This is a genomic window from Nostoc piscinale CENA21, assembly GCF_001298445.1.
GTDB lineage: Bacteria > Cyanobacteriota > Cyanobacteriia > Cyanobacteriales > Nostocaceae > Nostoc_B > Nostoc_B piscinale_A.
Genome location: NZ_CP012036.1, coordinates 2046619 through 2071413, shown reverse-complemented (window position 1 = coordinate 2071413; position 24795 = coordinate 2046619). Strand labels below are relative to the sequence as shown.

15 protein-coding genes and 2 pseudogenes are annotated in these 24795 nt (G+C 40.3%); 5 read left to right on the top strand and 12 right to left on the bottom strand.

The window, feature by feature from the left end; translation table 11 throughout:
- Positions 1-122: 122 nt before the first annotated feature.
- From ACX27_RS08960 to ACX27_RS08950, 3 genes are all read right to left on the bottom strand, one after another.
- Positions 123-5663, bottom strand: a complete 5541-nt coding sequence (locus tag ACX27_RS08960) for a CHAT domain-containing protein (RefSeq protein WP_062291100.1) — start codon at positions 5661-5663, stop codon at positions 123-125.
- 287 nt (positions 5664-5950) lie between these two features.
- Positions 5951-7210, bottom strand: a complete 1260-nt coding sequence (locus tag ACX27_RS08955) for a glycoside hydrolase family 10-like protein (protein ID WP_062291097.1) — start codon at positions 7208-7210, stop codon at positions 5951-5953.
- Positions 7211-8035: 825 nt separating this feature from the next.
- Positions 8036-11137, bottom strand: a complete 3102-nt coding sequence (locus ACX27_RS08950) for an NACHT C-terminal alpha/beta 1 domain-containing protein (RefSeq protein WP_062291095.1) — start codon at positions 11135-11137, stop codon at positions 8036-8038.
- Positions 11138-11260: 123 nt separating this feature from the next.
- On the opposite strand from ACX27_RS08950, the gene ACX27_RS08945 reads away from it, so the two are divergent.
- Complete coding sequence (locus tag ACX27_RS08945) at positions 11261-11488, top strand: hypothetical protein (protein WP_062291092.1); 228 nt, start codon at positions 11261-11263, stop codon at positions 11486-11488.
- A gap of 69 nt (positions 11489-11557) precedes the next feature.
- Here the strand turns inward: ACX27_RS08945 and recN are convergent, their stop codons facing one another.
- Complete coding sequence (gene recN, locus ACX27_RS08940) at positions 11558-13303, bottom strand: DNA repair protein RecN (RefSeq protein ID WP_062291088.1); 1746 nt, start codon at positions 13301-13303, stop codon at positions 11558-11560.
- Between the two features lie 316 nt (positions 13304-13619).
- On the opposite strand from recN, the pseudogene ACX27_RS08935 reads away from it, so the two are divergent.
- A pseudogene (locus tag ACX27_RS08935) lies at positions 13620-15612 on the top strand (ABC1 kinase family protein).
- A 197-nt stretch (positions 15613-15809) separates the two neighbouring features.
- Here ACX27_RS08935 and ACX27_RS08930 read toward each other — a convergent pair.
- On the bottom strand, positions 15810-16187 hold the full coding sequence (locus ACX27_RS08930) for a colicin V family bacteriocin (RefSeq protein WP_062291085.1): 378 nt from the start codon (positions 16185-16187) through the stop codon (positions 15810-15812).
- 16 nt (positions 16188-16203) lie between these two features.
- Positions 16204-17779 (bottom strand): annotated as a pseudogene (locus tag ACX27_RS08925) (GMC oxidoreductase).
- Positions 17780-18270: 491 nt separating this feature from the next.
- On the opposite strand from ACX27_RS08925, the gene ACX27_RS08920 reads away from it, so the two are divergent.
- Positions 18271-19176 carry an SMP-30/gluconolactonase/LRE family protein gene (locus ACX27_RS08920; protein ID WP_062291082.1) on the top strand — a complete coding sequence of 302 codons (906 nt, stop codon included), beginning with the start codon at positions 18271-18273 and terminating at the stop codon, positions 19174-19176.
- Complete coding sequence (locus tag ACX27_RS08915) at positions 19173-19703, top strand: DoxX family protein (RefSeq protein WP_062291079.1); 531 nt, start codon at positions 19173-19175, stop codon at positions 19701-19703. Before ACX27_RS08920 ends, ACX27_RS08915 begins: the two co-directional genes overlap by 4 nt.
- 9 nt (positions 19704-19712) lie before the next feature.
- Here ACX27_RS08915 and ACX27_RS34635 read toward each other — a convergent pair whose 3' ends face one another.
- From ACX27_RS34635 to ACX27_RS08905, 4 genes are all read right to left on the bottom strand, one after another.
- Positions 19713-19958 carry an AI-2E family transporter gene (locus ACX27_RS34635; RefSeq protein WP_250635702.1) on the bottom strand — a complete coding sequence of 82 codons (246 nt, stop codon included), beginning with the start codon at positions 19956-19958 and terminating at the stop codon, positions 19713-19715.
- Positions 19867-20256 (bottom strand): AI-2E family transporter, encoded by a 390-nt coding sequence (locus ACX27_RS34630; RefSeq protein ID WP_250635697.1) that lies wholly within the window; start codon positions 20254-20256, stop codon positions 19867-19869. The genes ACX27_RS34635 and ACX27_RS34630 overlap by 92 nt, the downstream gene beginning before the upstream one ends.
- Complete coding sequence (locus tag ACX27_RS34625; protein ID WP_250635696.1) at positions 20240-20758, bottom strand: AI-2E family transporter; 519 nt, start codon at positions 20756-20758, stop codon at positions 20240-20242. Before ACX27_RS34625 ends, ACX27_RS34630 begins: the two co-directional genes overlap by 17 nt.
- A gap of 260 nt (positions 20759-21018) precedes the next feature.
- Entirely contained in the window at positions 21019-22050 is a 1032-nt protein-coding gene (locus ACX27_RS08905) for a hypothetical protein (protein WP_062291077.1), read from the bottom strand.
- Positions 22051-22377: 327 nt separating this feature from the next.
- Here ACX27_RS08905 and ACX27_RS08900 point away from each other — a divergent pair, with 327 nt between their 5' ends.
- Positions 22378-22950 (top strand): Yip1 family protein, encoded by a 573-nt coding sequence (locus ACX27_RS08900; RefSeq protein WP_062291074.1) that lies wholly within the window; start codon positions 22378-22380, stop codon positions 22948-22950.
- A gap of 51 nt (positions 22951-23001) precedes the next feature.
- Here the strand turns inward: ACX27_RS08900 and ACX27_RS08895 are convergent, their stop codons facing one another.
- Together ACX27_RS08895 and ACX27_RS08890 are read right to left on the bottom strand one after the other, a co-directional pair.
- Complete coding sequence (locus ACX27_RS08895) at positions 23002-23970, bottom strand: VOC family protein (protein WP_062291071.1); 969 nt, start codon at positions 23968-23970, stop codon at positions 23002-23004.
- Positions 23971-24002: 32 nt separating this feature from the next.
- Positions 24003-24671 carry a cytochrome c oxidase subunit 3 gene (locus ACX27_RS08890; RefSeq protein WP_062291068.1) on the bottom strand — a complete coding sequence of 223 codons (669 nt, stop codon included), beginning with the start codon at positions 24669-24671 and terminating at the stop codon, positions 24003-24005.
- Positions 24672-24795 lie beyond the last annotated feature (124 nt).

The following is a 24795-nucleotide window of genomic DNA, read 5'->3' as shown; positions in this document are numbered from 1 at the left end:
CAGAAGGCAGGAGGAAAAGTCTTACTGTTCGTGGCATTCCAGTTTTCAAATTGTCCTAACATATCTGACTACCGCTACATATCAGGCGATCGCACTCACTACAAGATAGCTAAAAACCTCGCTCACAAGCCATTGCCAATCAAAATAAAGGCTGACCAGTAAAAAGGATGACTGAGATGCTCGCTTAACTGTGGTGTTAAGTTACCGTATTTGCCAGTAATTAGGGCGATTTGTGCTTGACGTAGGGCTGCGGCTTTGGTTGTTTTGCCTTGGGCAAGAATGTTGTAAAAAGCATTCATTAATACTTGTGTACCGCCATCATCTACTGACCACAAAGAGGCGATCGCGGCTCTTGCGCCTGTTTGTTGTATCTGGTAGCCAAAACCCAGAATTTCTCTACCATTGCCAAATTGATCGCCTAATCCGGTTTCACAGGCTGAAAGTACGATTAAATCGACGTTTGGCAATCGCCAGTTTTTGATATCTCGGAGGGTGACGCGATCGCCATTTCCTAACAAAATAAATGATTCTTCTGGTTGTCCGGTGGTAAATGCGGCGTGAGTTGCTAAATGGACGACGGCGTAATCATTCATTTCCAGCACAATATCTGAATTGAATTGCTTGTCTAATAATTTTTTGGTGCTGGGAATGGTTTGAGCGAGTGTTTCCACTTCTAAACCAGCAAAGGGTAAACCAGAAAAGTCAAACTGCTGAGATCCTACCTGAAAACTATATTTGCCTTGGGTAAAGGCTGCCGCTAAGACATTTAATTGATTTTGGGGTTTGGTGTTGAGGTCGGTTAAGCTGACGGCAGTAATATTATTGATTTGGAAGCGTTCGATTAACCATTTTTCACCGTCATAAAGGGCGGCTAGGGGAATATAACGCAGTTGTCCGTCGGGAGCATAGATAATGGTTTGAGCTTGAGCTTGCGCTAAGTCATTTTCTAGGGGTTTAATCAGCAAATCGTAGAGTTTTTGGGCGGGAACTGTGATTTTTGGGGTACGTTTTGGTAAAGTGGTGCGAAATTCCACAATCGCTCGGTTGAGTTCTTCTTGGGTGACAGCCACGGTGCGGCGGATTGGCGGTGCGTAGGGGGTGACTAAAACTAGTTCTAAGCGATCGCTCAATACTAGAGGATAAAGTATAACTGCGCCTTGCTGAAGTTTTTTTAAGTTATCTTGTAAGGCACTGGCGGAGGATTCCAAGTTAAAACTTTGCCCCTGGGTGGTTTGCTGGAGTTGGGCAATCCATTCTCGCACTTTCGGGCTATCTAGGAAGGTGTTAAAGTCTTTGGCTAGTGACTGCTGGATTTTGCGTAATTCTAAAATACGCTGTTTCTGCTCTGGGGTGCGGCTGCTCACACTAATGTTTTCCAGTTGGGCGAGTTCTCTACCAAGGGCGATCGCTTGGTCAAATTCCGCTTGCATCACCTCTCGTATTTGCCGTTCTTGGGGACGTTCCACAACACCAGTCGCCGTTTTTTCACTCCCCCGCACGTCGCGCAGATAGTCGTCAATTTCTTGGACTTTGAGCAAGTCCAGTACTTGTTGCGCTTCTAAAATTCGGTTGCGTTGCAGTAGGATATCGGCTAAATGGCGATAATCTTTGGCAATGGTTTCTGTATAAGATTGCTGTTGTTCTTTGCTTAATTCTCGAATATTATTGCGAATTGCTTCTCGCACATTTACTGATTGTTTGAAGAAGATAATTGCTAATTCTGGTTGGTTCTGTTTTTCGAGTAAGTTACCAATAGTATTGAGGATATGTCCTTCGCTTTCTTTGTTGCCAATTTCCTGAGCAATCACTAAACTTTGCTGTAATAATTTCCCGGCTAATTCATATTTTTCTTGCTCTAAATAAACTTTGGCGATCGCGTGGAGAGTTATCCCCTCTGTCCGCCTAAATTTTAATTGTTGATAAATCGTCAAAGCTGGTTGCAAATAATCTAAAGCTAATTGATATTGTCTTTGTTTGAGATGAACAACCCCAATATTGTAATATGTTGTTCCTTGGAGAAAATTTTGCAGTTCTTTGTTGTTAATTTTTGCCAGCACTGTTAAGGCTTGCTGATGGAAATTTAATGCTAATTCATACTTTTCTTGTCTGGAATAAATACTGCCGATCGCATTCAGGGCGTTGACTTCACCGTCAATATCTCCGATCCATTTCCCGTCTGAGTCAATCAGTACAGGTCTTTTGGCGATTTTTAAGGCTTCCTGATAAGATTTTAAAGCCAGTTCGTATTGTCCTAACACCTCATGAATCTGCCCCATATTAAATTCAATTCCTACCCAGTCGCCTAAAATTTCTTGCTGGATGGGTAAGGCTTTTTGATAGTAATCGAGAGCTAATTTATACTCTCCTAAATTCCTGTAAATGATTGCCATTTGATGGAAAGTCCGCCATTGCCTTGGCTCATCACCTAGTTTTTTGGCAATCTCCAAGACTTGCTGGTATTTTTCTAAGGCTGCTTGATATTTACCCACTATCAAAAATTCACCAGCTTGATTTGTATAAATTGCTGCTATGACTTTGAGGCTGGATTTTTCCCAACCGCGATCGCCGATTTCTTGTTGAATTGCCAAAGCTTGCTGATAATATTTCAACGCCTGCTGATAATTTCTTTGGTGATGGTAAACGTCTCCCAGGTGGAACAAAGTTCTGCCCGTACCTGTTTTATCTTCTATTTGTTGATACATTAATAAAGCTGTCTCAAAGGTTTTGATGGCTCTGGCATATTCCCTTTTGATATACTGCCGCAAACCTGCTTCATACAGTTGATCAGCTTTCAATTTTTCTGGTGTTTGAGCGAAGAAAATCACGCCACCTGCGGGGTTAAAAGTTGTAATTTTGCCAGATGGCAAGCGAATTTCGATCTCTTCGCCATAGACAGCCCCACTCAACGGCGTTTTACTCAAAAGAGTTGCTGTTTTCTCACTTTGTTTTGCGATTTCCTGTCTAATTGCCAAGGCTTGTTGATCAACTTGAGTAGCGGCTTGATTTTCTCCTAATAGTTTGTAAACTGCACTCATCTGGGTGAGAATTATCCCCTCCCAAGGGCGATTTTTTTGCTGGCGAACAATTGTTAAGGCTTGCTGGTAAGCTTGTAATGCAGCTTGGTACTGAGTTTTGAGGTATTGCCCTTGGGTGGCGTAACTGTTCGCCCTTGCAAACAAAACTACCGCGTCTCCTTCCAATGGCTGTACTTGCACAAGGGTTTTTTTCGCTGCATCCCTGCCAACTTCCGTAATTAAGACTGCTTTTTGACCAGTAATATTTTCTAGATTACGGTTGCTAATTTCGCGCTGTAATGTGTTTGCCTGCTCACGATACTCCTGCGCTGTTTGATTCTGTCCTAATTTGGCGTAAATTGCAGCGATACTGTTGAGAATTGCGGCTTGATCTGGCTTTTCAAAGGGGATTTTTGTCCAGCGAAATAATTCCTGTTGTCCAAATTGGCGGATTTGCTGTTCTGGTACAAAATAGTTATCTTGAGTTTGAGGATCACGAGCGATCGCTAATGCTTGCTGATAAGCTGTCAACGCTGCTTCATACTGGCCTAAATTGGTGTAAATTTCCCCAATTTGGCTTAACAGTATCGGTTTTTGATTAACCAACCTGTGGCTGCTGTTCTCCATGTTCACAATTGCCAGAGATTGCTGATAATAATCCAAGGCAGTTTGATACTGTCCTAATGCGGCGTAAACTGCACCCATGCTTCTTTTAATTCGCTGTTCCTGCTGGCGATAATCTCCTGGTGACAATTCCTCTCTGCGCCAACGAACTTCGACATTTTCTGGGCTGGACATTTCTGCATTGATGATTGCCAAGGCTTCTTTGTAGAATTGCAAGGCAGTTTGGTACTGTCCCAGAGTTTTGTAGATATCTGCAATATTCGCTAAGGTATTTTCTTCCTCATTTTCAGCAAAGTTTTGCCATCCAGCTACCCCAGCAATCACTTCTAGCCGTTGTCCGCGTTTCTCTATCTCGGCTATTTCTGCGGATTCAACAGTCGTGATGGCAGTTTTGATGGGTTTTCCTTCCCCTACCTTAATCAAACCGTTGCTGAGTCCATCTTCTAGTTTGATTCCCACTGGGCGATGAATGTTAACATCAGTACCAAAGGCTACCCGAATTGTATGGGGGATTGGTGTTTTTGTTGACTGTTCAGCAACTTCCCGACGAATTGCCAAGCTTTGCTGATAGGTATCTAAGGCTACTTGTAACTGTCCGAGAGTTTCGTAAATTGTCCCCATTTGATTGAGAATTACCCATTCCCAAGGGCGATTTTTTTGCTGACGGACGATCGCTAAAGCTTGCTGATAGGATGACAAGGCGGCTGGGTATCTTGCAAACTTGGCGTGAGCTTCCCCGTTGCGGTAGTGAATGAGTGCTTCCCCTGTGAGGAGTGTAATTAAAGTTGGTCTTTTTTGGGGTATGTTGTAAGTCACCAAAATTGCCTGTTTGACAATATTTGTCGTCCACCCCACATGAACACCCATTTCCTGTCTGATGGCTAAAGCTTGTTCTTCATACTCCTGCGCTGTTTGTGGGTAGCCTTGGCTATGGTAAATATAGCCCAGATTATTTAGGATTTCCTCTTCCAGGGAGCGATCGCCAATTTCTCGCGCTATTGGTAAAGCCTGTTGATAATACTCCAGGGCTATTTGCGGCTGTTCTCCTTTATTTTTGTAGGTGGAGGCGATCGCAATCAGGATTTTTGCTGTTAACGGGCGATCGCCAATTTCGCGGACGATAGCTAAAGCTGGTTCGGAAAAATCCAGAGAAATCGGGCGATATTCCCGTTGATTGTCGATTCCCCAGTTGTAATCTTGGCTTAAATTCAACATTACTGTAGCTTCGCCGATGCGATCGCCTGCTTGGCGCATCTGGGCTAAGGCTTGTTCGTAATATTTTACAGCTTGTTCTTTTTGATCTAACGTCGCGTAAGTCATCCCAATTCCGTTGAGACTCCAACCAACACCCGCGCGATCGCCCAAAACACCCATAATCATTAAGGCTTGCTGGTAATATTTTCTTACCTCCGCGTAAGACTTAATTTCCTCCGGCTTTTTGATTTGCTGGTAGTAAAGTTGCGATTTAATGTAGCTGACGTAAGTATTTCCCAAGCCAATCAAAGTAATCGCTTCCCCAGATTTATCTTTTACCTCACGCCATATAGATAAAGCTTGCTGGTAGAATTGCAGGGCATTTTTGTACTGTCCTTGGGTTGCGTAAACTGCGGCGATGTGATGCAGTGATGCGGCTTCCTCTGCGCGGTTATTCAATTCCTTTGTAATTGCTAAGGCTTGTTGATGATGTTGAAGGGCGGTTTGAGTTTGTCCTTGATGGCGATAAACTTCTCCTAATTTGTTGAGAACTGCGGCGGTGTGAGCGCGATCGCCAATTGCTTGATAAATATTTAATGCTTGTTGAAAAGACTGTAATGCCGAAGCAAATTGACTCCGCGCCATTTGTTGATTACCTTGCTCAAACAGTTTTTGCGCCTCCGGGATTTGAGCCACAACTTGGTTATCAGCAATTAATTCTGCTGCCCACACTCGCCCTTGTATGGGATGATAATTCATCAACCCACTATCAATGGAAAAGATAGCCAATAAAACAGCAAGTGCAGGCATTCTCAATGCGAGGGATTGCATCAAAAATATTTTGATAAATTTGTAAGTGGTGGGACAAAATTCAATTCAACAGTGGAAATAGGATTGCTCTTATACCAATTTAATGTGAAGCTGCACTAAATGAAACTCTAGATTCTTGGCGTTCTTGGCGGTTCGTTTCTTAAGATTCTGTGCATCTTCATACAGAATTGGTATTACTTAATTATTAGTCCCTTGCCATTAATATCTTGAATAATTTCTGTTAGTCAATCCAATGTCACAAAAATATTATTAAGTCGAAAAACCCCTCATCCCCCTTGTCCCCCAAATCACAACCTCAACCTACTACCTGTTTCATCAATAGGAAATGGCCTGATGGCTTTGGTGTTAAACAGTTCTTGGAACACCTTGCGGCGCTTTTGGGGTGTTTCGGGTGCGATGTAACCCCATAAACTTTCCCAATAGAAAAAAGAGATACCAGAAAAAGAGCGATCGCGTACCATATCAATTTGTTCTTTAATTTGGGAAATTCTCACCGGGTTGCGTAAAGTCCCGGTAGAGATACCAATCACAACCGGAATTTTGCTGAGGGCTAATTTTATGGCTGGTTGTTCTAATTCAGTTTTAAAACTATTTTGGTTATGACGGTATACTTGCAACACCAACTCATCCACCCAACCATTTTTTACCCAAGTTTCCCAATCTTGCAAATAATATTTATATGCAAAAGCTTTTGCATTGGGAGACAGAGATAATTTTGCATTCGGTTCAATTTCTTTGATGCTGCGATAGATTCTCCCCATGAATGCCGTAATTTTGTTAGCACGCCAACGCATCCATTCTGGGTTAAAAGGGTTAGTAGGCGGATTTTTCCCTTGATGTTCTTGTTTGTAGAGTTCGACAGTGAAGCGATCGTAACCAAATTGTACTGGCATTCCAAAATGGTCATCCAGTTGAATACCATTTACATTGTAATTACTCACCACTTCTAAAATGAGTTCTAAAATAAAATCTTGAACTTCTGGATTTAGAGGATTTAGCCAAGCTTGTTTAGTTACAACCCCATTGTTAGCATCTTCTGGCAAAACTTCTTTGACAGAATTTACACCTGCTTGTCCAATTGTTAACCAATCAGGATAACGTTTGGCTAACTCAGAATTTGGCGGTGTCATAAAACCATATTCAAACCAGGGAATTACAGTCAAACCTTTGGGTTTAGCAAGTTTAATAATCTTGGCTAAAACATCTTGTCCACCGTGCATAAAATTCAGTGTTGGTTCTGCTTCTTCCCCAATCGTATTTTTAGCAACAGTGCTTTTATAAAAAGTATTACCCCGATTCCACACTACAGGATAAATCGTATTAAAATTCAACGCCGCTAATTGATTAATAGCGCGATCAATTCCCCAAGGAACAAATAAAACACCACTAGCAACGTTAGTTAACCAAACACCTCGAACTTCTGTAACCATTGATTGGTTTTTTGGTTGAGCATAAAATGAAAATGAAGGTAGAGTAAATACTGTTAAACAAAGTATAAATTCTAAAACTATTAAGTAAATAATCCAATGTTTAGTCAACCGATTCATCAGTGGGTTTGACTGCTTTTGCAAAGAACAATTATAAATACAAAATAATTCAGCATCTTCCGGAGGATGTGAATCTAATTCTTAATTTGTAGGGGCGGGTTTACCTAAATCATCATTATTATGTGTCAACCTGCCGATACATGAGCATCTAAACCCCTCATATCATGTCCGCTTATCATGAAGAAACCGTAGGGGGCAGGGAGAGAAAGAGTTTTCAGGTTTTTGCACAGATGGGGGAATTATAACTAAGAGGATGTCTGAGAAGTATTAAATATTGCACTTGATCCCCCCTAGCCCCCCTTAAAAAGGGGGGAACCAGAGTTAAAGTCCCCCTTTTTAAGGGGGATTTAGGGGGATCTACAAGTCTTTAATACAACACGAAAAAGTTTTCAGACATCCTCTAATACCATTTCACTAAAATTCTGATACAGATCCAAACCCAGAAACCCTTGTCAAATCAGGATTTATCAATTGCGAATTGCGAATTCCGAATTGTGAATTGGTATAATTAGGCGGAAATGATATCAGAAGTTATACCATTTCACTTTAAAAATGATACAGATATGAAAGCAGCACCTCGACTTCGCTCGGCGACCGGAAGCAGAGTTGCAGAGGAAGTGATTTGTATCAGTAATTTCGTGAATTGGTATTAGTGATCTAACGACACAACATTCTGTCGTAAGAACAGAAGTTTATGATCTAAGGACACAACATTCTGTCGTAGGGACAGAGGTTTATGATCTAAGGACACAACATTCTGTCGTAAGGACAGAGGTTTATGATCTAACGACACAACATGCTGTCGTGACTAACGAACAAATATCATCAACTAACGCGCAACCATTCTAAAATTTCATCAACTGATTGGTGGGGTGTAAAGACTTTGAGGGTGTTGTAGTTTGGTATGGGGTCGCTAATCAAACAAATTGTACCCTCAAATTTGCTGATGGCGTTGAGAAATGCTTTGCTGTATGTCGCCTCATCTGTAGGATTAGTTGCGCCTGGGTAAAATACTAAAACTACTCGTTTGTCAGTTTTTAGTAATTTGAAGTAAACTTTTAAACCTGACATATTGTTTGGTTCGCCAGAAGTACGTTCTGGACAACCTTGGCTAACCATTTCGGCATAAATTTCGGCTGCTGAGTTATCTGGTTCGATGAATTTGCTGGTGTCGATATAGATTAAGTGAATGCTTTGGCTAAGGTGAGGGTCATTTTTAATTGCAGTTTGCAAGCGTTGGGGTAGGTTAGGTTGGTTGAGAGTTACTGGTTTATGCTTTTCCCAATGCCATGCGTTATAGAAATCTGGGTAAGTCATATTTTGGGCGCAGTGCCAAACAATTTCATAAATGTATTGATATCGAAAATGCTTATTTTCTACTTCGTCTGACAAATATTCATGTAATTCTAACAGATAAGGTTTAAAAGTTTTAACAATCTCCACTAATTGACTAATTTTTAGTATATTTTGTAGATTTTCAGTAGCTCTTACAATTACAAACCAATCTTCAGAATTCTGAACTTGCTCTATTAATTCGCTATCTCCCAGTAAAAAAGAGTCAAATAATTCCAAGTTTTGACTATCATTTAATAATAAATCTGTTGTATGTGAAGGCTTACTATTACTTGATAATTTAATTATATTTATTAATTGCTTAACAGATTCACTTACATGTGGTTTCAGCTTTGAAGTCACTCCAGCAGTAAGAATTGCTTTTATTTTTTTGTTACTAACTCCAATTTTATCTAAAGTATTAGCAATATCCCAACGCACATTAGAATCTGAACAATTATCAAGCAATTGGAGTAAATAACTCTTTATTTTTTGTACTTCTAGTTTCTTTTGTATTATCTTTCTAGCTTCATGAGAAATTGGTTGGACAAAAAAGCACCATTTTAACTGCTGCTTATCAAAATAACCAAACGCGTATTTAATAACTTTTAATATTATTTTTTTAGGTTCAATGTCTAAATAATATCTCAATTCCATAATACACTCTGCTGCCAAAAAATATGCCTTGAAATAGTAAAAATCTCCACAATAATCTTGAAAATTTAGCAAATCATTCAAAAATTGCTCTTTTAATGTTGTTTGTATATCCTCCCTACCCAACCACAGCAAAATTACCTCTCGCCACTGTGGTTCAAAAATGCGATAAATTCCTTGTGTTGGATTCTCAGGAATATGATTCAGAAACTCATGCCAATCATCAACATTTAACGCAGCAAAATATTCTTGAAAGTTAGGATGAAAGAAAGCATAAACTTCTTCATCATCTACAGCTAATCTATCTACTAAATTCAACCAACCAACTTTCTCAGCTAGTTTAAATAATCTCTCGCCCATTTCTTGACGTGCTAAACTCCGCCGCAAGCGAAACCGCGCCGGACTGTTAATTCCTGCAAAAGCTAATTTGCTTAAAGCGCGGTGTAATTCATCTTTTAAATCATCAGAGTTACACAACTCAGGAAATAACTCTGATTTCCATTCATAAAAATAGCGGGTAAATCTCTGATAAAGTGCTGCTTTCGTTTCTGGTAATTCTCCTTGCTTATCCAAATAGAATGTCTGACACAACAGCGACAACCGCAGAGGATTTGTTACTAAATTACGAATATTTTCATGTTGAGTTGCTTTTAACTTATCCTGTAGTGTCTTCCCTTTCGCTAAATTGCCAGCACGCTCAAACCACTGTTGAATAAATTCATCAATTTGTTCTGGTTTAAACTCTTGAGTTTTATAAGTATCAAATCCTGTAAGTGTATTATTAACCTGAGCATCCCAAACATTTAACCGACAAGTTAAAACCACTCGCGCCTGTCTCAGTGATGCTGTCAGTTCTCGATTAATTTTGGTTAATGCTTGCACGGGTGAATCTTCGCCCATCTCATCTACACCATCTAACAGTAGCCAAACTCTCTCTTTAGCAAAACACTCAAGTAATTGACGTTCAATTTCTGGCGTGACGACAGCATCAGATTTAACTAATTTCATTGCGTCAGTCAGCCATTGCTTGAGTAAATATTCCTCAATAGTTCTTCCCTGTAAGTTGGCGAGAGAAATACAAATGGGTAAATCTTGAGTTTTGTTGTGAATAAAGGCAGCAATTGTACTTAATAAAGTGGTCTTACCTGCTCCCGGTTCACCGATGATAGCAATATGTTGATTATTGCCGCTTGGCTGTTGTGTAATTACTTCTTGCAAAAATGCGTCATGTTCATAGGTTTTGACTATAACTTCTTGGGTTAACTCATAGATTTGCGCCCTGTCTTGACATTCATCTATCTGTCGGCGTTGCTGCTGTTGGCGTTCCACCAACCCCAAGGGAACATAAACGTTAACTTCAAAACCTTGTTCTGTCGCCTTGCGTCTGAGTCTTGCTGCTTCCTGCTGATTTTTTAGTATGGTGGTGCAAACTTCGCGCCAGTCAATACTTTGAGATTTAGCAACCGACGACTGGGAAACTTTACGAGATTTAGATTTTTTAGCTTCTCGACGCTGATCCCATTCTCCGTCTGACTTAAACAACCAGTTGAGGTTTGTTTCTTTGTCGATGCTGGGAAACTTTACCGCGAAACGCCACACTTTTGAGTTAGTTCTAGTTTTAGTGTTAGTGGCTTCGCGCTTGTCTTCTAAAATATCTAAGGCTTTTAGACAGTTAAGTGCATTCCGAATTGCCTCAATATCTAAACTGCTTGTTAGTTTAGCCAGTCCTTCTAAGGTGGAATGCGTTACCCATAGCTGATGATCATCTTGCCAATCAGCTTTAATGTCCCTTGATTCTCCCACATCTTCAACAAAGGAGAGTAAAGCATTAAGCAATATCTTGGCATTTTCTTTACCAGCCTCGTAGCTAAGATTTCGCCCCATGTGAGTTTCGCCATCAAAAACCAAAAGAGTTAGCAAAAAAGTTTTTGGCTTTCCCAAGCACAAAATCTTTCCCAAGCATCTTGTATTGATTCTACAAAGCTTTGCAGTGTGCTTGGGAAGATTTACTTGTCAATAAATCCCAACCTTAACCTCGATTTGTACATGAGGTGAGGTAAATCAATGAAAATCCAACGCCAGCAACATCAAAGTCGTCGCCAGAAGTTTTATCGCCAAGTTATGGTGATTTTACTAGTTTTGCAAACTTTACTGTTAGGTGTTCAAGCTAAAAGCCGCATTCAGCAAGGAGACTCAGCTATTGAGGTGATGATTTGGTTGATTAATCAATATATCCCTGTGCTGCAAAAGGTTAAAGGTTTGGAGGATGAAGATAAAAAGAGTAAAGAGTAGTAACTAAACCAAGCACTCCTGTATCTAAGAGGATGTCTACTGAAAATGAAGGTGCGTTAAATTTCATGGTTAACTTTCGCGGCGGCGGTGGTTGGCTGCTTGTAATAAGAGAGATTCAGCAAATGCGATCGCATCTGTTGCAGATTTACCCCCAGCTAACTGCGCTAGTTCTTCTCTGCGAGTATTGATGTTATCTAAATAAGTAACTCTGACAACGGTACGCTGTTCTGTGCTGCCGTTGTTGCTTTTTTTACCTTTGCCTTGGGTGATAATTTGCTTATCCACTCGAAAATGACGGTCAGCCATTGCTGCTACTAAGGGTTGGTGCGTCACACAGAGTACTTGATGATGTTGACCGAGTTGGTATAATTTTTCAGCGATCGCTTGGGCGACTCTGCCAGAAACACCAACATCAATTTCATCAAATACCAATGTCTCGGCGGAATCTGCTTGGGAAAAACAAGCTTTCAAGGCTAGTAAAAAGCGGCTCATTTCCCCACCAGAAGCAATCTCGGTTAATGGTTGCAATGGTTCGCCAGGGTTGGGACTAAACACAAAGGTAATTTTATCTGCACCCGCCGCAGTGGGAACGATGGGTACTATTTCCACTTGGAATTGTACTTTTTCCATCGCTAGGGGTTTCAGTTCGGCAATCAACCGCGATTCTAAATTATCCGCAGCTTGACGGCGCAATTTAGTTAATTTTTGACAAGCTTGGGTCAGTTTATCAAAACAAGTTTTTTCTTGCTGTTCTAAACTTTCGATGGATTGTTCACTATCGTTGAGTTCGGCTAATTCTTGTTGGATACGTTGATAGTAAGCGATCGCTTCTGTGAGTGTCGGCCCGTACTTGCGGCAAATTTGCTTTAACTCTCGGATTCGTTCTTCTACTTCTTCCAGTCTTTGGGGGTCGGCTTCTAAACTATCCCCATAAGCGTTAATTTGTCGTCCAACTTCTACAACTGCCGTTTGAGCATCTCTGACCAATTCTAATAATGATTGCAGTTGGCTATCATATTCCACCATATCGTTTAAGGTGGTTTCACTATCTCCCAGTAAGTCGGCTGCGGCTGGTGTATCACCGTCGTTTTGATACAAGGCTTGATAGATTTTGTAACTCATCTGTTGCAAGTCAACGACGTGATTTAAGCGTTCCCGTTCTTGCGTGAGTTGTTCTAATTCTTGCGGTTCGCTGAGGTTAGCTGTTGACAACTCCTGTACTTGATAAGTCAGCAAGTCGAGTTGTTGTAAACGTTCCCGTTCAGATGTGCGGCGTTTTTCTAAGGCGAGATGGGCTTGTTGGTAAGCATTATAGGCTGTAGCAATAACTTGACGCTGCTGAATTAAACCATCGCCACCATACACATCTAACCATTCCCGGACTTGGGCTGGTTGTCCGACTTGGACTGTTTGACCTTGGGCGGTAATTTCCACGAGGCGATCGCGCAATCCTACCATGATTTGCCGATTTACTAATACACCATTCACTCGCGATCGGCTGCGGACATTACTACCTGTAGCGGTAATTTCTCTACTAATTACTACTGAGTGATCATCAATTAAATCTATTTCCTGTTCCGTTAACCAAGCAGCTAGGGCATGATGAGATTTAAAAGTTGCTTCTACCATTGCGCGGGTTGTTCCAGTGCGGATAACTCGACTGGAGACTTTACCACCCAAGGCTGCATCAATCGCATCTAAAATAATCGATTTTCCCGCGCCGGTTTCACCTGTCAAAACATTTAGCCCAACGCCAAATTCTAGTTCCAGTTGGTCAATCAGGGCAAAGTTTTCAATTCGCAGACCAAGCAACATCAAGCTTCTCCCCCGTTAGTGCTGAGTGCTGAGTGTGCTATTAAAAAAAGAATCTTGAATAGGGAGTACGGTAAGCACTCACTGTCTTGACTCAGCACTTTCTACTCAGCACTTAAAATGGAACTAGTACGTCCATTTCAGTGTAGCAAACCTAGCCTTTGCCTCTGATGGTGTAAATAAATATTTTGAGTCTTTGTAGCCACAGCAATATTATGCGGAAAATGCTAATAAAGCTGATCCCCAAAATTGGGGATGTGGCCAGCTAAACATATTGTTACAATACTTAACAAGTTTCATTCGACTGGTGGCTTTCTTCATGATGGTTAAGACACTTCCCCGAACTTCCCAAACGATTGAGGGTGAAATATATAAGACTGAAGTAGTATCAGACAATGGTACACAAGCTTTGGTAGTGCGATCGCCCAATCTGCTGATTCCAAGTGCCGAACCTGAAGCAGTGAAATATAACGCCGCAGAAATAGCGGAACATTATCAAAGCCGACCTCTACAGGTTTTACAGCGAATTATTACTGTATTGCGTCCGACTTTGGCTTTTTTCTTAGGTTTGTGGTGGGACAGCAAACGCGGAATTGTCGTCAAAAATGACCGTCGCCGCGCTGTGCAGTTACGGGAATTGTTAACGAAACTAGGGCCTGCTTACATCAAAATTGGTCAAGCCTTATCTACTAGACCTGATTTAGTTCCGCCGACATATTTAGAAGAACTAACCAGACTACAAGACCAGTTACCACCTTTCCCCAATGAAATTGCTTACCAGTTTATTGAAGAAGAACTGGGCGCACCACCAGAAGAAATTTATGTAGAATTATCAGCCCAGCCAATTGCCGCCGCTTCCTTGGGACAAGTTTATAAAGGTAAACTGAAAACCGGTGAAGAAGTTGCTGTCAAAGTGCAACGCCCTGATTTAAGAGAAAGAATTACCATTGACTTATATATTTTGCGCCGCCTCGCTGGTTGGGTACAAAGAAACGTCAAACGAGTGCGGAGTGATTTAGTTGGGATTTTAGATGAATTAGGCGATCGCATTTTTGAAGAAATGGATTATATCCATGAAGGTGAAAATGCCGAGCGTTTTTTTTCAGTTATATGGTCATATTAAAGACATATACGTACCAAGAATTTACTGGGAATACACCAATCGTCGCGTACTGACGATGGAATGGATTAACGGTACAAAATTAACCCAAACAGCCGAAATTGCTGCTCAAGGGATAGATGCGCGTTATTTAATCGAAGTTGGGGTGCAGTGTTCTCTGCGACAACTTTTAGAACATGGATTTTTCCACGCTGACCCCCATCCAGGGAACTTGTTAGCCACACCCGATGGAAAATTAGCGTATCTCGATTTTGGAATGATGAGCGAGATTAAACCACCCCAAAGATATGGTTTAATTGAGGCGATCGTTCACGTAGTCAACCGTGATTTTGAAGGTTTAGCGCAGGATTACGTCAAACTAGACTTTTTAACACCAGATACAGACTTAACCCCAATTATCCCAGCATTTGCCAGAGTATTTGCTGATGCTCAAGGTGCAAGTGTCGCCGAACTCAACATCAAAAGCATCACTGATGAACTCTCAGCTTTGATGTATGAATATCCCTTCCGCGTTCCTCCTTACTACGCTTTAATTATTCGCTCTCTGGTAACTTTAGAAGGAATTGCAATCTTTATTGATCCTAACTTCAAAGTTCTCAGCGAAGCTTATCCTTACGTTTCTAAACGCCTGTTAACCGACCCCGCACCACAACTGAGAACATCACTGCGAGATTTACTGTTTAAAGAGGGCAAATTCCGTTGGAATCGTTTAGAAAATCTGTTACGAAATGCCCGCAATAATGAAGATTACGACTTTAATTTAGTGTTAAATCAAGGTTTAGATTTTCTCTCTTCTGAACGTGGTGCATTTATTCGTGACAGATTAGTAGATGAATTTGTCAACGGAGTTAACGCTTTAGGAAAAAATGTGCTGCACAACTTCACTTATTTACTGCGCGAACAGGTAGGTTTAACAGCAGTCAACGAAACACCAGCAGCCACAGTCGAACAACAGCAGACCTTAGAGCATATCAAAAACATCTTGAAAATTCTGCAAGAAACCCGTGGTTTTGACCCTGTAAAAATGGCTCCTCAGTTGGCTCAACTATTAGTAAATCCTGGTGTACAGCGTTTAGGTCAACAAATCGGGACACGTTTAGTTCAGAAATCTTTAGCACATCTAATTCGGGAGTTATTAGCAGCAGAAGATATCGAACAAATCAGAACACCAACACAAGGAGTCAAAGCTTAACCGGACTGACGCACAAAGATTGTCTGTTAAGGATGGGTGTAGGGGTTTGAGGGTGTAAGGGTGTAATATCAATTCAATGTGAAGTTGCACATATCTCTCTCCCTTGTCTACCCTGTCACGCCACTGAGGGAGCCAGGAAACTTGTCCCACGCAGTGGCTTCTCCTTGTCTCCCTTGTCCACATATCAAATAAAACTGCTACACATTGCTTGATTGAAGTTGAATTGCTCCACCTTGGGGTTTTGATAGTGCTTTGAGTTCTTCCCAACTGTAATGACTTGGTAATTCAACTGGCTTGTGATCTGCGCCTAATCCCAAGCCAGTTGTTGGTTGAAGCTCTTCAATAAATTCCCCTGCGTATTCTGCTAATTTATTACCTGCGACTGATCCAGTAATTGCACCTGCAACACCACCAATTGCTGCACCTACTTTACCACCAATTGAGCGACCGATCGCAGCCCCGGCTACACCACCACCCACAGCACCTAAACCTGTAGCTAAAGGATGGGATGTAGTGTGTGAATCATTCTGTGAAGATTGCTGTTGGGGTGTAATTTGTCGTTCTTCGTTTGTCATTATTTTGTATCCTATATCACTTCAATCGTTCAGCTAGATGATCGCCAACGCGCAAGGCATTCGCCATAATTGTGAGTGTGGGGTTAGCACCAGAATTGGAAGGGAAAAAACTACTATCGACAACATAGAGATTATCGATATCATGAGTACGACAATTGAGGTCAAGAACTGAGGTTTGAGGATCTGTACCAAATCGACAACTACCGCATTGATGGGCTACAGCTTGTTCTGGTAGATGAGTGCGGGGATAAATACTAAATGGTAGGACGTGTTTAGCCGAGTGAGGAATTGACTTGAGTACAGATGTCCAACGATGGATGAGGCGATCGCTGGCTTCGGTATTATTTAATGTATAGTCAACGTGAATCTTTTCACCCACTACCCGAATCCGATTATTGGGATCTGGTAAATCTTCTGTTTGCAACCACCAACCAACCGACCTCTCTGCTAATAAATGGCGCTCAAAATGAGGTATTAATTTCACAAAGGGAGCCATCAACGGCGGTGCTTCGGCGGGAATCATATCTGCAAGTACATTACCAGTATTCTGCACCATACCCATCGGATAAGGAAAATCCGGTTCTCCCCAGTAAAAATCATTGACAGCGATGGTTTTTTGAAAGTTGGCGTGATTTACCTCTAGGTGGATGGAAACTATAGCCGTTTCCAACTGTTTCATGAAATTCCGCCCTACCTGATCAGAACTATTGGCTAATCCATTGGGATGTTTATCGTTAGCAGAACGTAACAACAAAGTCGGTGAATTGACAGAACCACAGGCAATTACCACAATATCACCAGCAAACCAATGTTTTTCTCCAGCAATTTCAGTTTCTACACTTGTTACCTCTCGTCCTGACTCACTGGTATGTAGTCGCACAACTTTAGCATTGGTTTTCAGGGTGAAATTGCTATACTTTTCACGAGCCGGACGAATAGCATTCACCTCAGCATCAGCTTTGGCTTGTACCAGACAAGGATAGCCATCAAAAGTATCGCAACGAATACAAGGACTTTTGGTGCGATCGCTTTCATTCAGCTTTAACCCTAATGGTAAGTGAAATGGATAATAACCCAGTTCACGAATCCCATCAACAAGAGACTGCATATCAGGCTCATGACTCACAGGCGGATAAGGATAAGGCTCACTGCGGGGTGGTTCAGTGGGGTCTTCTCCTGCTTGACCATGCACATCATATAGCTTTTCTGCTTGGCTGTAATATGGCTCAAAATCTTGATACTTCAAAGGCCATTCCGGCGAAATTCCTCCCTTGTGAATTACCTTTTCAAAATCTCGCTCTCGTAATCTGACTAAGGCTGCACCATAAAGTTTAGTATTACCACCCACCCAATAACCTGTCTGGGGTTGAAAAGCTTTGCCCTCCTTGTCATACCATTCTTCATCAGTGTGGTAACGATGTTTTTGATAAACTTCTTGAGGATTCCAATTATCTTTTTCTCTCGGCAAAAAGTCGCCTCGTTCCAAAACCAAAATTTTTTTTACCTGTAGGTGCAAGACGATGAGCTAATGTTCCTCCCCCTGCTCCGGTTCCGATAATAATAATGTCGTAATGTTCTGTAATTCTCGTCATAATTGCATACTTATTTCGAGTTAATTTCCGCAGGTTTTCTGCTTATAGAAAGTCCAATAACTCTAAAGATAGATTTCTATACTTAGGCTAAAACTAGAATTTTATTATTGCTTCTATCTAATGGTTTAGTAATTTATCTACCTAAAGTTATGGGAATTTTTTCATCTTTTTTTCACATTTTTTTATATTATTTTTAATAAATTAAATGAGAAAATTTTTTATCGTAAAAACTTTAATTAAAAATTTATATTTAATCAAAGATAAACCAAAATATATATCTGTAGTTTGAGGTAAATAACAGTTATTGAAATAATAATAATTCTTATTCAAAAGTTGTTGGCAAAATATTTAGCACAGCTTTATATGTCCATCCTAAATTATTCACAAACAACAATCTTTCTAAATAATCAAAAAACTTGGGATTTGAGCCAAGTATTAACCTAGACCTACAATTTTTTGTCAGCCGCTAAGTTAGATAATGGGAGAATCTGATGGCTGAAACTATAGAGATTTATGATGATCGCCTGCAAGCTATTGTATCGACCAAAGCTTCATTGCAAAAACTAGCCAACGGTGCAGTCCACAGTGAAGGCCCCGTTTACATCCCCGAAGACGACAGTGTGATTTGGAGTGATGCACACGGAAACCAACTTCTGCGATGGAGTGCTGCTGATCATGTATCTATCCTGCGTGACCCCTCCGATTACCAAAGCGGTAATTACCGCGACTTGGAAGGTCGGATAGTTGCTTGTTCCTCTGGTTTACGCGCCATCATTCGCCGCGAACACAATGGCGAATGGAAGGTTTTATGCGATCGCTACAATGGTAAACGCCTCAACAGTCCTAATGATTTAGTCGTCAAAAGTGACGGTACAATTTGGTTTACTGACCCGCCTTATGGAATCACCGAGCCGAATCAAGGTTATGGCGGTGAACAAGAACAACCGGGAAGCTATGTATATCGCTTTGACCCAGTAACAGATGAGATTTATCCTGTAGTCACAGACATGGTGCGCCCTAATGGACTGGCTTTTAGTCCTGATGAAAGCCTTTTGTATGTCTCTGATACAGCTGCGTTTAATATTCCAGAGGGGCCGCATCATATTCGTGTGTACGATATGGTAAATGGTCGAAAAACCAAAAATGGCCGAGTGTTTGCCACCATTGAGCCAGGATTACCTGATGGATTGCGGGTGGATGAAGCAGGTAATATTTTTACGAGTTCTCAAGATAGCGTGCAAGTATATACACCGGATGGAACGCTGTTAGGCAAAATTCTAGTACCGGAAACCTGCGCTAACCTAACTTTTGGTGGTCAAAAACGCGATCGCCTCTTCATCACAGCAGGTAAATCTTTATATGCTATCAACCTGAAAACCCGTGGTGTGCAGCTATGATATATCAATTTGTACCAGGTGTAGCGTTAGCTGTAGTTAACTATCCATTCTTGGGCTTTCATTTAGTGAGTTCTCTACTTCATACATACCCTGGCGGACTCGCTGGATTAATACTTTTACTACTGAGAGTTAGTGTTGGTGGGTTGTTTTTAATTCACGGCTACCCCAAAGTATTGCATCTGCGTCGGTGGGCTGACTCTATCAATACACCCGTGTTTCTTTGCTTTATCTCTGCATGGACGATGTTGGGTGGGGGATTGTGCTTAATTTTAGGATTTCTCACACTTTTAGCAACTTTGCCAATTTTGGCTTCGATGTTGTTTGCTATCTTGTTACATCTAATGCAAGGTAAGCCGTTTGTCGCTACAGATCCTTACTTAATTCCCGAAGACCAATATAAAGGCCCACTCGGCAAAGCGGAACCGCCAAGTTGGGAAAAAGCCTTTATGTATTGTGTCATGCTGATTGCGATCGCAGTTTTAGGCCCTGGTGCTTATTCCATAGATGCTGCAATTTTCGGACGATAAATTATTGATTTATGTAGGAGGTACTTCCGTTTCAGACTTAAGAGCGAACTCATCGATGAGTGTCACAATAATAGCGGCGGCTGGAACTGCAAGTAATACACCAATCAATCCGAATAATTTCCCCATCACCAAAAACGTCACAATTACCATCACAGGATGTATATTAACTTGCTGCCCCATTACCAATGGTTGCACAATATGAGCATCTATCTGATTCAGAACTAAAAATAGTATGAGAACAAATACTAATTTTATTGGTGAAATACTTAGTGCTACTAAGGCTGGTAAAAAAAGTCCCAATAATAGAACCAAAATAAGGAATAATTTCAAATAAGCTAGCAATAATACCGAAGGCAAAAGCTGACGGAATCTGCAAAATCCAAAGTCCCAAGGCAGCTCCTACACCAAGAAATATCATGGCAATTCCTGTGCCAAAAATCCAACCACGGAGTCTGACTTGGCAAGCCTTGAGGACTCGTGTAAACCTTTGGTGATGTCGGCGAGGAATTAATCGTAAAATCCCATTCACCAAAGATTTAGGATCGTAAGCCATATATAGAGCTAAAATTAGTGTCGCCACCAATTCCAGCGTAAAGTTGAAGGCTTGACTCAAAAAAAATTGGTACTCCACCTAGTAATTGATTAATAAAATTTCGCAATTGTATTAGTGATAGGGAGATGTCAGGAATAAAGGTAAATTTGCGACGCAATTGCTCAACATCTCCTGTCAATGTATTGAGATAAGCTGGCAGTGTAGTTAGTAGATTTTGCACCTGAAATGTAACATTAGGTATGACTACAGTAGTCAGCAATACACCAAAGCCAATTATCAATCCAATTAATAGCAGAACAGCAACATCCTGTGATTTAACTAGTTTTTGTAAAAAGCGTAATAATGTTCGTAAAACTAAAGCAATTAATGCTGCAATAGCTATGAGTTCTAAAACTGGCAAAAGTTGATATATAATGTAGAGTCCTGCTGCCAGAATTACTGCCAAAGGTGCGCCACTAGTTAATCGAGAGCATTCATTGTCTCTATCCCTAAAATTTCCCATTTTTGATAATTTTTAATATTTATTAAAATAGATTTGTTTGAAGATAATAATTAAATAATAGCAATGACACTAATCATTAATAAATAATAAATCTAACCTTCTATTTTTTAGATACTGTTTAAAACATACAATAGATTAAATTATAAATAATTTAATCTACAGATAGTATTAATAATACTCTAGCTAAAGACTGAAAATATCAAAATCTTGTGGTTGATATTTCTGTAAAAACATAAGTATTATCAATACAAATATTTTGATTAGCGGCGCTGAGATTGCTGTGAATTTTGATTAGACCAGATTGGTAGTTGATTTACTTTTCGGAGTGTTAATTCTACATAAGTTGTTTGGGTTTGTCCGATTGTTGTTGTGCCAAAATAACCTTGAGAACCGCTATGAGCATGAGGGCCTGTCTGCAAAACCTGATAACGTCCTTGACGACGAGCTTGATTAAAAGGTGAACCTACTGTGATTGGCCAACGTGAAGCAAATACAATCTGACTAATATCTTCAATCCAGTCTCGGCTACCGACAAGTTGGTACATATAATCAACTTTATCAAAGCCATTTTCGCCATCAAAATCACCACCAATAGAAACAACAATTAATTGAGCATTTAACCATTGGTCAAGATAAGTAGCTGCACCAAGAGCAACTTGCACTCCGCCACTAGTTCCAACTAAAATCAGCTTGATTTTTTGTTGGGGATTTTGTGGTACAGGATAGACAGCATTCATCCGATCAACGATCGCATTTGCAATTCCCAAGTTATAAATATGTCCATAACGGTTATCAGCAGAAATAGCAAACCGCCAAAGATTACGAATTTTAATTAAAACATCTGTATTTGATAACCAACCATCTGATTTTTCCGCAGCACTCCACAGCGGCGCTAATAACCTTCTTCCTCCCAAACTTTCGTTAGCAGCAGAGTAAGGAAACACATCTCGCACTGCTACACAATTAGGATGAATTTGCTCTAATTTATTTAAGAAAAATTCTTCACCCGAAGTTAATTGATTCGCAGAAAAATCTCCCACTCCTGGTAAAAAAACTATATAGCAATCAATATTTCTCGATTTGGCAACTTTTAATTTACTGCTATCTCTGGGGACATTTTTCGTGAGATTTTTCTTCATCCCCAAATTTTCAGAATTTTGTCTCAACCACCATACTAGGGTTCCTACAGGAGCAAAAGTTCCCCAAGTCAAAAGTATTATCCCTGCCAAAACTAACAGTTTTAATGTTCCATTTTGGAACCATAGCAGTATATGTCCGCCAATTTTACGCATTTGAGATGATTATCTTTGATAATTTATAAGAAAATTATGATAATATAATTTTTACCATTTTTTTATAAAATTAGTTTTTACCTACTTTCAAATCAGCTAAACATGAAATAAAAATATTCTCTATTATTCACTTCCTACTTTCAAGCTAAAGGCAGAAAATAATAACCAGCCTGTCAAGATTCACAATTTAACATTTTGTATTTAATTGTGTTTATTTACTTAGTTCAGGAATAAAATAATCTTGAGTTTTAAGCTTTTGTTTTTAATTGCTTACTTTTTATGAAATTATGCTTTTTGGAATTTGTCATCTTTCATTAGTTAGAAAAAATGAGCAGCAATAAAAAATCAAGGCCAAGTTTGTGTAGTACACTTCGGTATGCTTTAGCTTTGGATAGCAACTTTTATGAAAATGCTCGTAATACAAAGCGTAACCGGATATTAGCTCTGAGTATTGTAATTTTGGCGGCTGTTTCTCATGCCATAGGTAGTGGCGTAATTTTATTAATAAATCGAGCTACTGTTTTTGTATTGTTAACGGGTCTTTTGATTGATGCGATCGCTATTGTTGCAGGATACTATTTTTGGACATTCACAATATGGAAAATTGGGCAGTGGCTCAAAGCAATCGATCCTACCTACAATGACTTATTGATTCCCACTGGCTTTGCCTACGCACCGCAAGTACTGAATTTTTTAACTCTTATTCCCTTACTCGGACGACCAATTGAGCTAATTTTAGCTGTGTGGAGTTTGTTGGCAATCATTGTTGCAGTACGCCAAGGTTTAGATATTACTACTCAACGAGCAGCTTTTATCTGTTTAGTAGGCTGGCCTTTAATCCAAATAGCGATCGGTTCTGTACAAGTTTTGGAGCAACAATTGGTCAGATGGACAAGCTAAAAGGCATTACGTACCATCTTAAAAAGAGAGACAAGGCTAATTTTGTTCACTTCATTCTGTAATTAGTAATATTGCGTGTCCATCAGGATCTTTAACTAAGCAACCTTGTCTATAAGGCAATAAACTATCCCTAAACTCTATGATTTGTGGTGATAGAAATTGCACTTGATTACGCCGTAACTTATCGACTAACGACTCAAGATCATTCACAACAAGCTGAATCTGCACGTTTGCAACATCGCAACTTTTCCAGTCACTTGGGATGGGACGACCTTTACCCGGCAAAATATAATCTAGCAGTTCAATTCCTACACCGCCTTGAGTTGGTCGGAGTGCGGTAATTTGGACTTCGGCTCCTGGTAAATTATCCATCCGCGCTTGAGTTGCACGCCAGTTGAGGCTGTGGCTATCAACTTGCATTCCCAAAAGGTCGCGGTAAAAGTGTAGACTTTGTTCGGTATGGGAAATTGCGATCGCACTATGATCAATTCCCAAAAACAAGCGATTCGTATTTTGATGCCATTTATCTTGTCCCTTATCAGACGGAAACCAAATTAACTCTAAATCATGTCCGTCAGGGTCTTTAAACTTGAAAGCGCGAACACCACCAGAGGCTTGATTATCGGCTGGTATTGTTTGCGGTGCAGATGATATGGGTTGAATCGGAAATGAACTGAGATGAGCATAAGCCCTATCCATATCACTCACCACAATCGCTAGATGTTGAAACCATAAATCATTGCTGCGAGAATCACTAGGAATCGGTCGAGAGTCAATGTTACGATATTCCATCAACTCAATGATTTCATCACCTAAACATAAAGTTACAATCCGAATTTCTGCATCAATCACACCTTCTAAATCGCTGTAATCCTTTTGTGCAACAGTGATATCAGAAACAAGTTCAAAACCCAGGGCTTGCGTGTAAAAATTTAAAGAGCGATCGCAATTTACGACCGTTAAGCCAATGGCTCTAATTTTTTGTCCTTGGACTGTATGAGTATGACTAAAAGTATTCATAAATGATATTGCCTTCAATCATAATTAAAGTTTTACGCTTGCCAAAGATAGAGAAGCGAGAACAGAAAAACCCAAATAATATCAACAAAGTGCCAAAACAAAGTAGCAGCACTCACGCCAAAGTGACCTTTTTCGTAGTTACCTGGAATAAAAGAACGAACCAGCATAGTGATTTGAAGAATCACACCAGTCAGAACGTGTAGACCGTGAAATCCTGTTAAAACATAAAACGTAGAACCAACTAGTCCTGTACTTAACCCAAAATCCAGTTTGCTCCACTCAATGCCTTGACCGATTAAGAAATAACTGCCCATACAAATTGTTATCAACCATAGCCAACGAAATTTCTGAATGTGATCATGCTTGAGAGAATTTTCTGCTGGTTGAATTACAAAGCTACTGGAGAGTAAAACTACCGTATTAATAATGACAAAAGTAGACAATTCTGGCCCCGAAACACCAGGCGGTAGCCAATTTCGTGAATGTGTTAATCGTAGACCAACGTATGTAAAAATAAAGCTCAAAAAAACTATACTTTCAGATAATAGAAATACAGTAAACCCAAAAATTGCTTTACCGTGATGGTCTTCAGAACGACCACCGCGAACTGGCAAATAACGCTTGAGCCAATTGGGTAGAAAACGCCGCCACCTTTCTAAAGGAACAGGACTTTCATCTACATGAATAACACCACGATTCATAGGCTGATTTTTATAAGTAGTTGCACAAAATTAAATTCATTCGTGGAGGTAGGGAACAGGGAACAGGGAACAGCAAGAGAATGTGTGTAATTAATTCTGTGTTAGTACTTAGCAAAGTTATGAG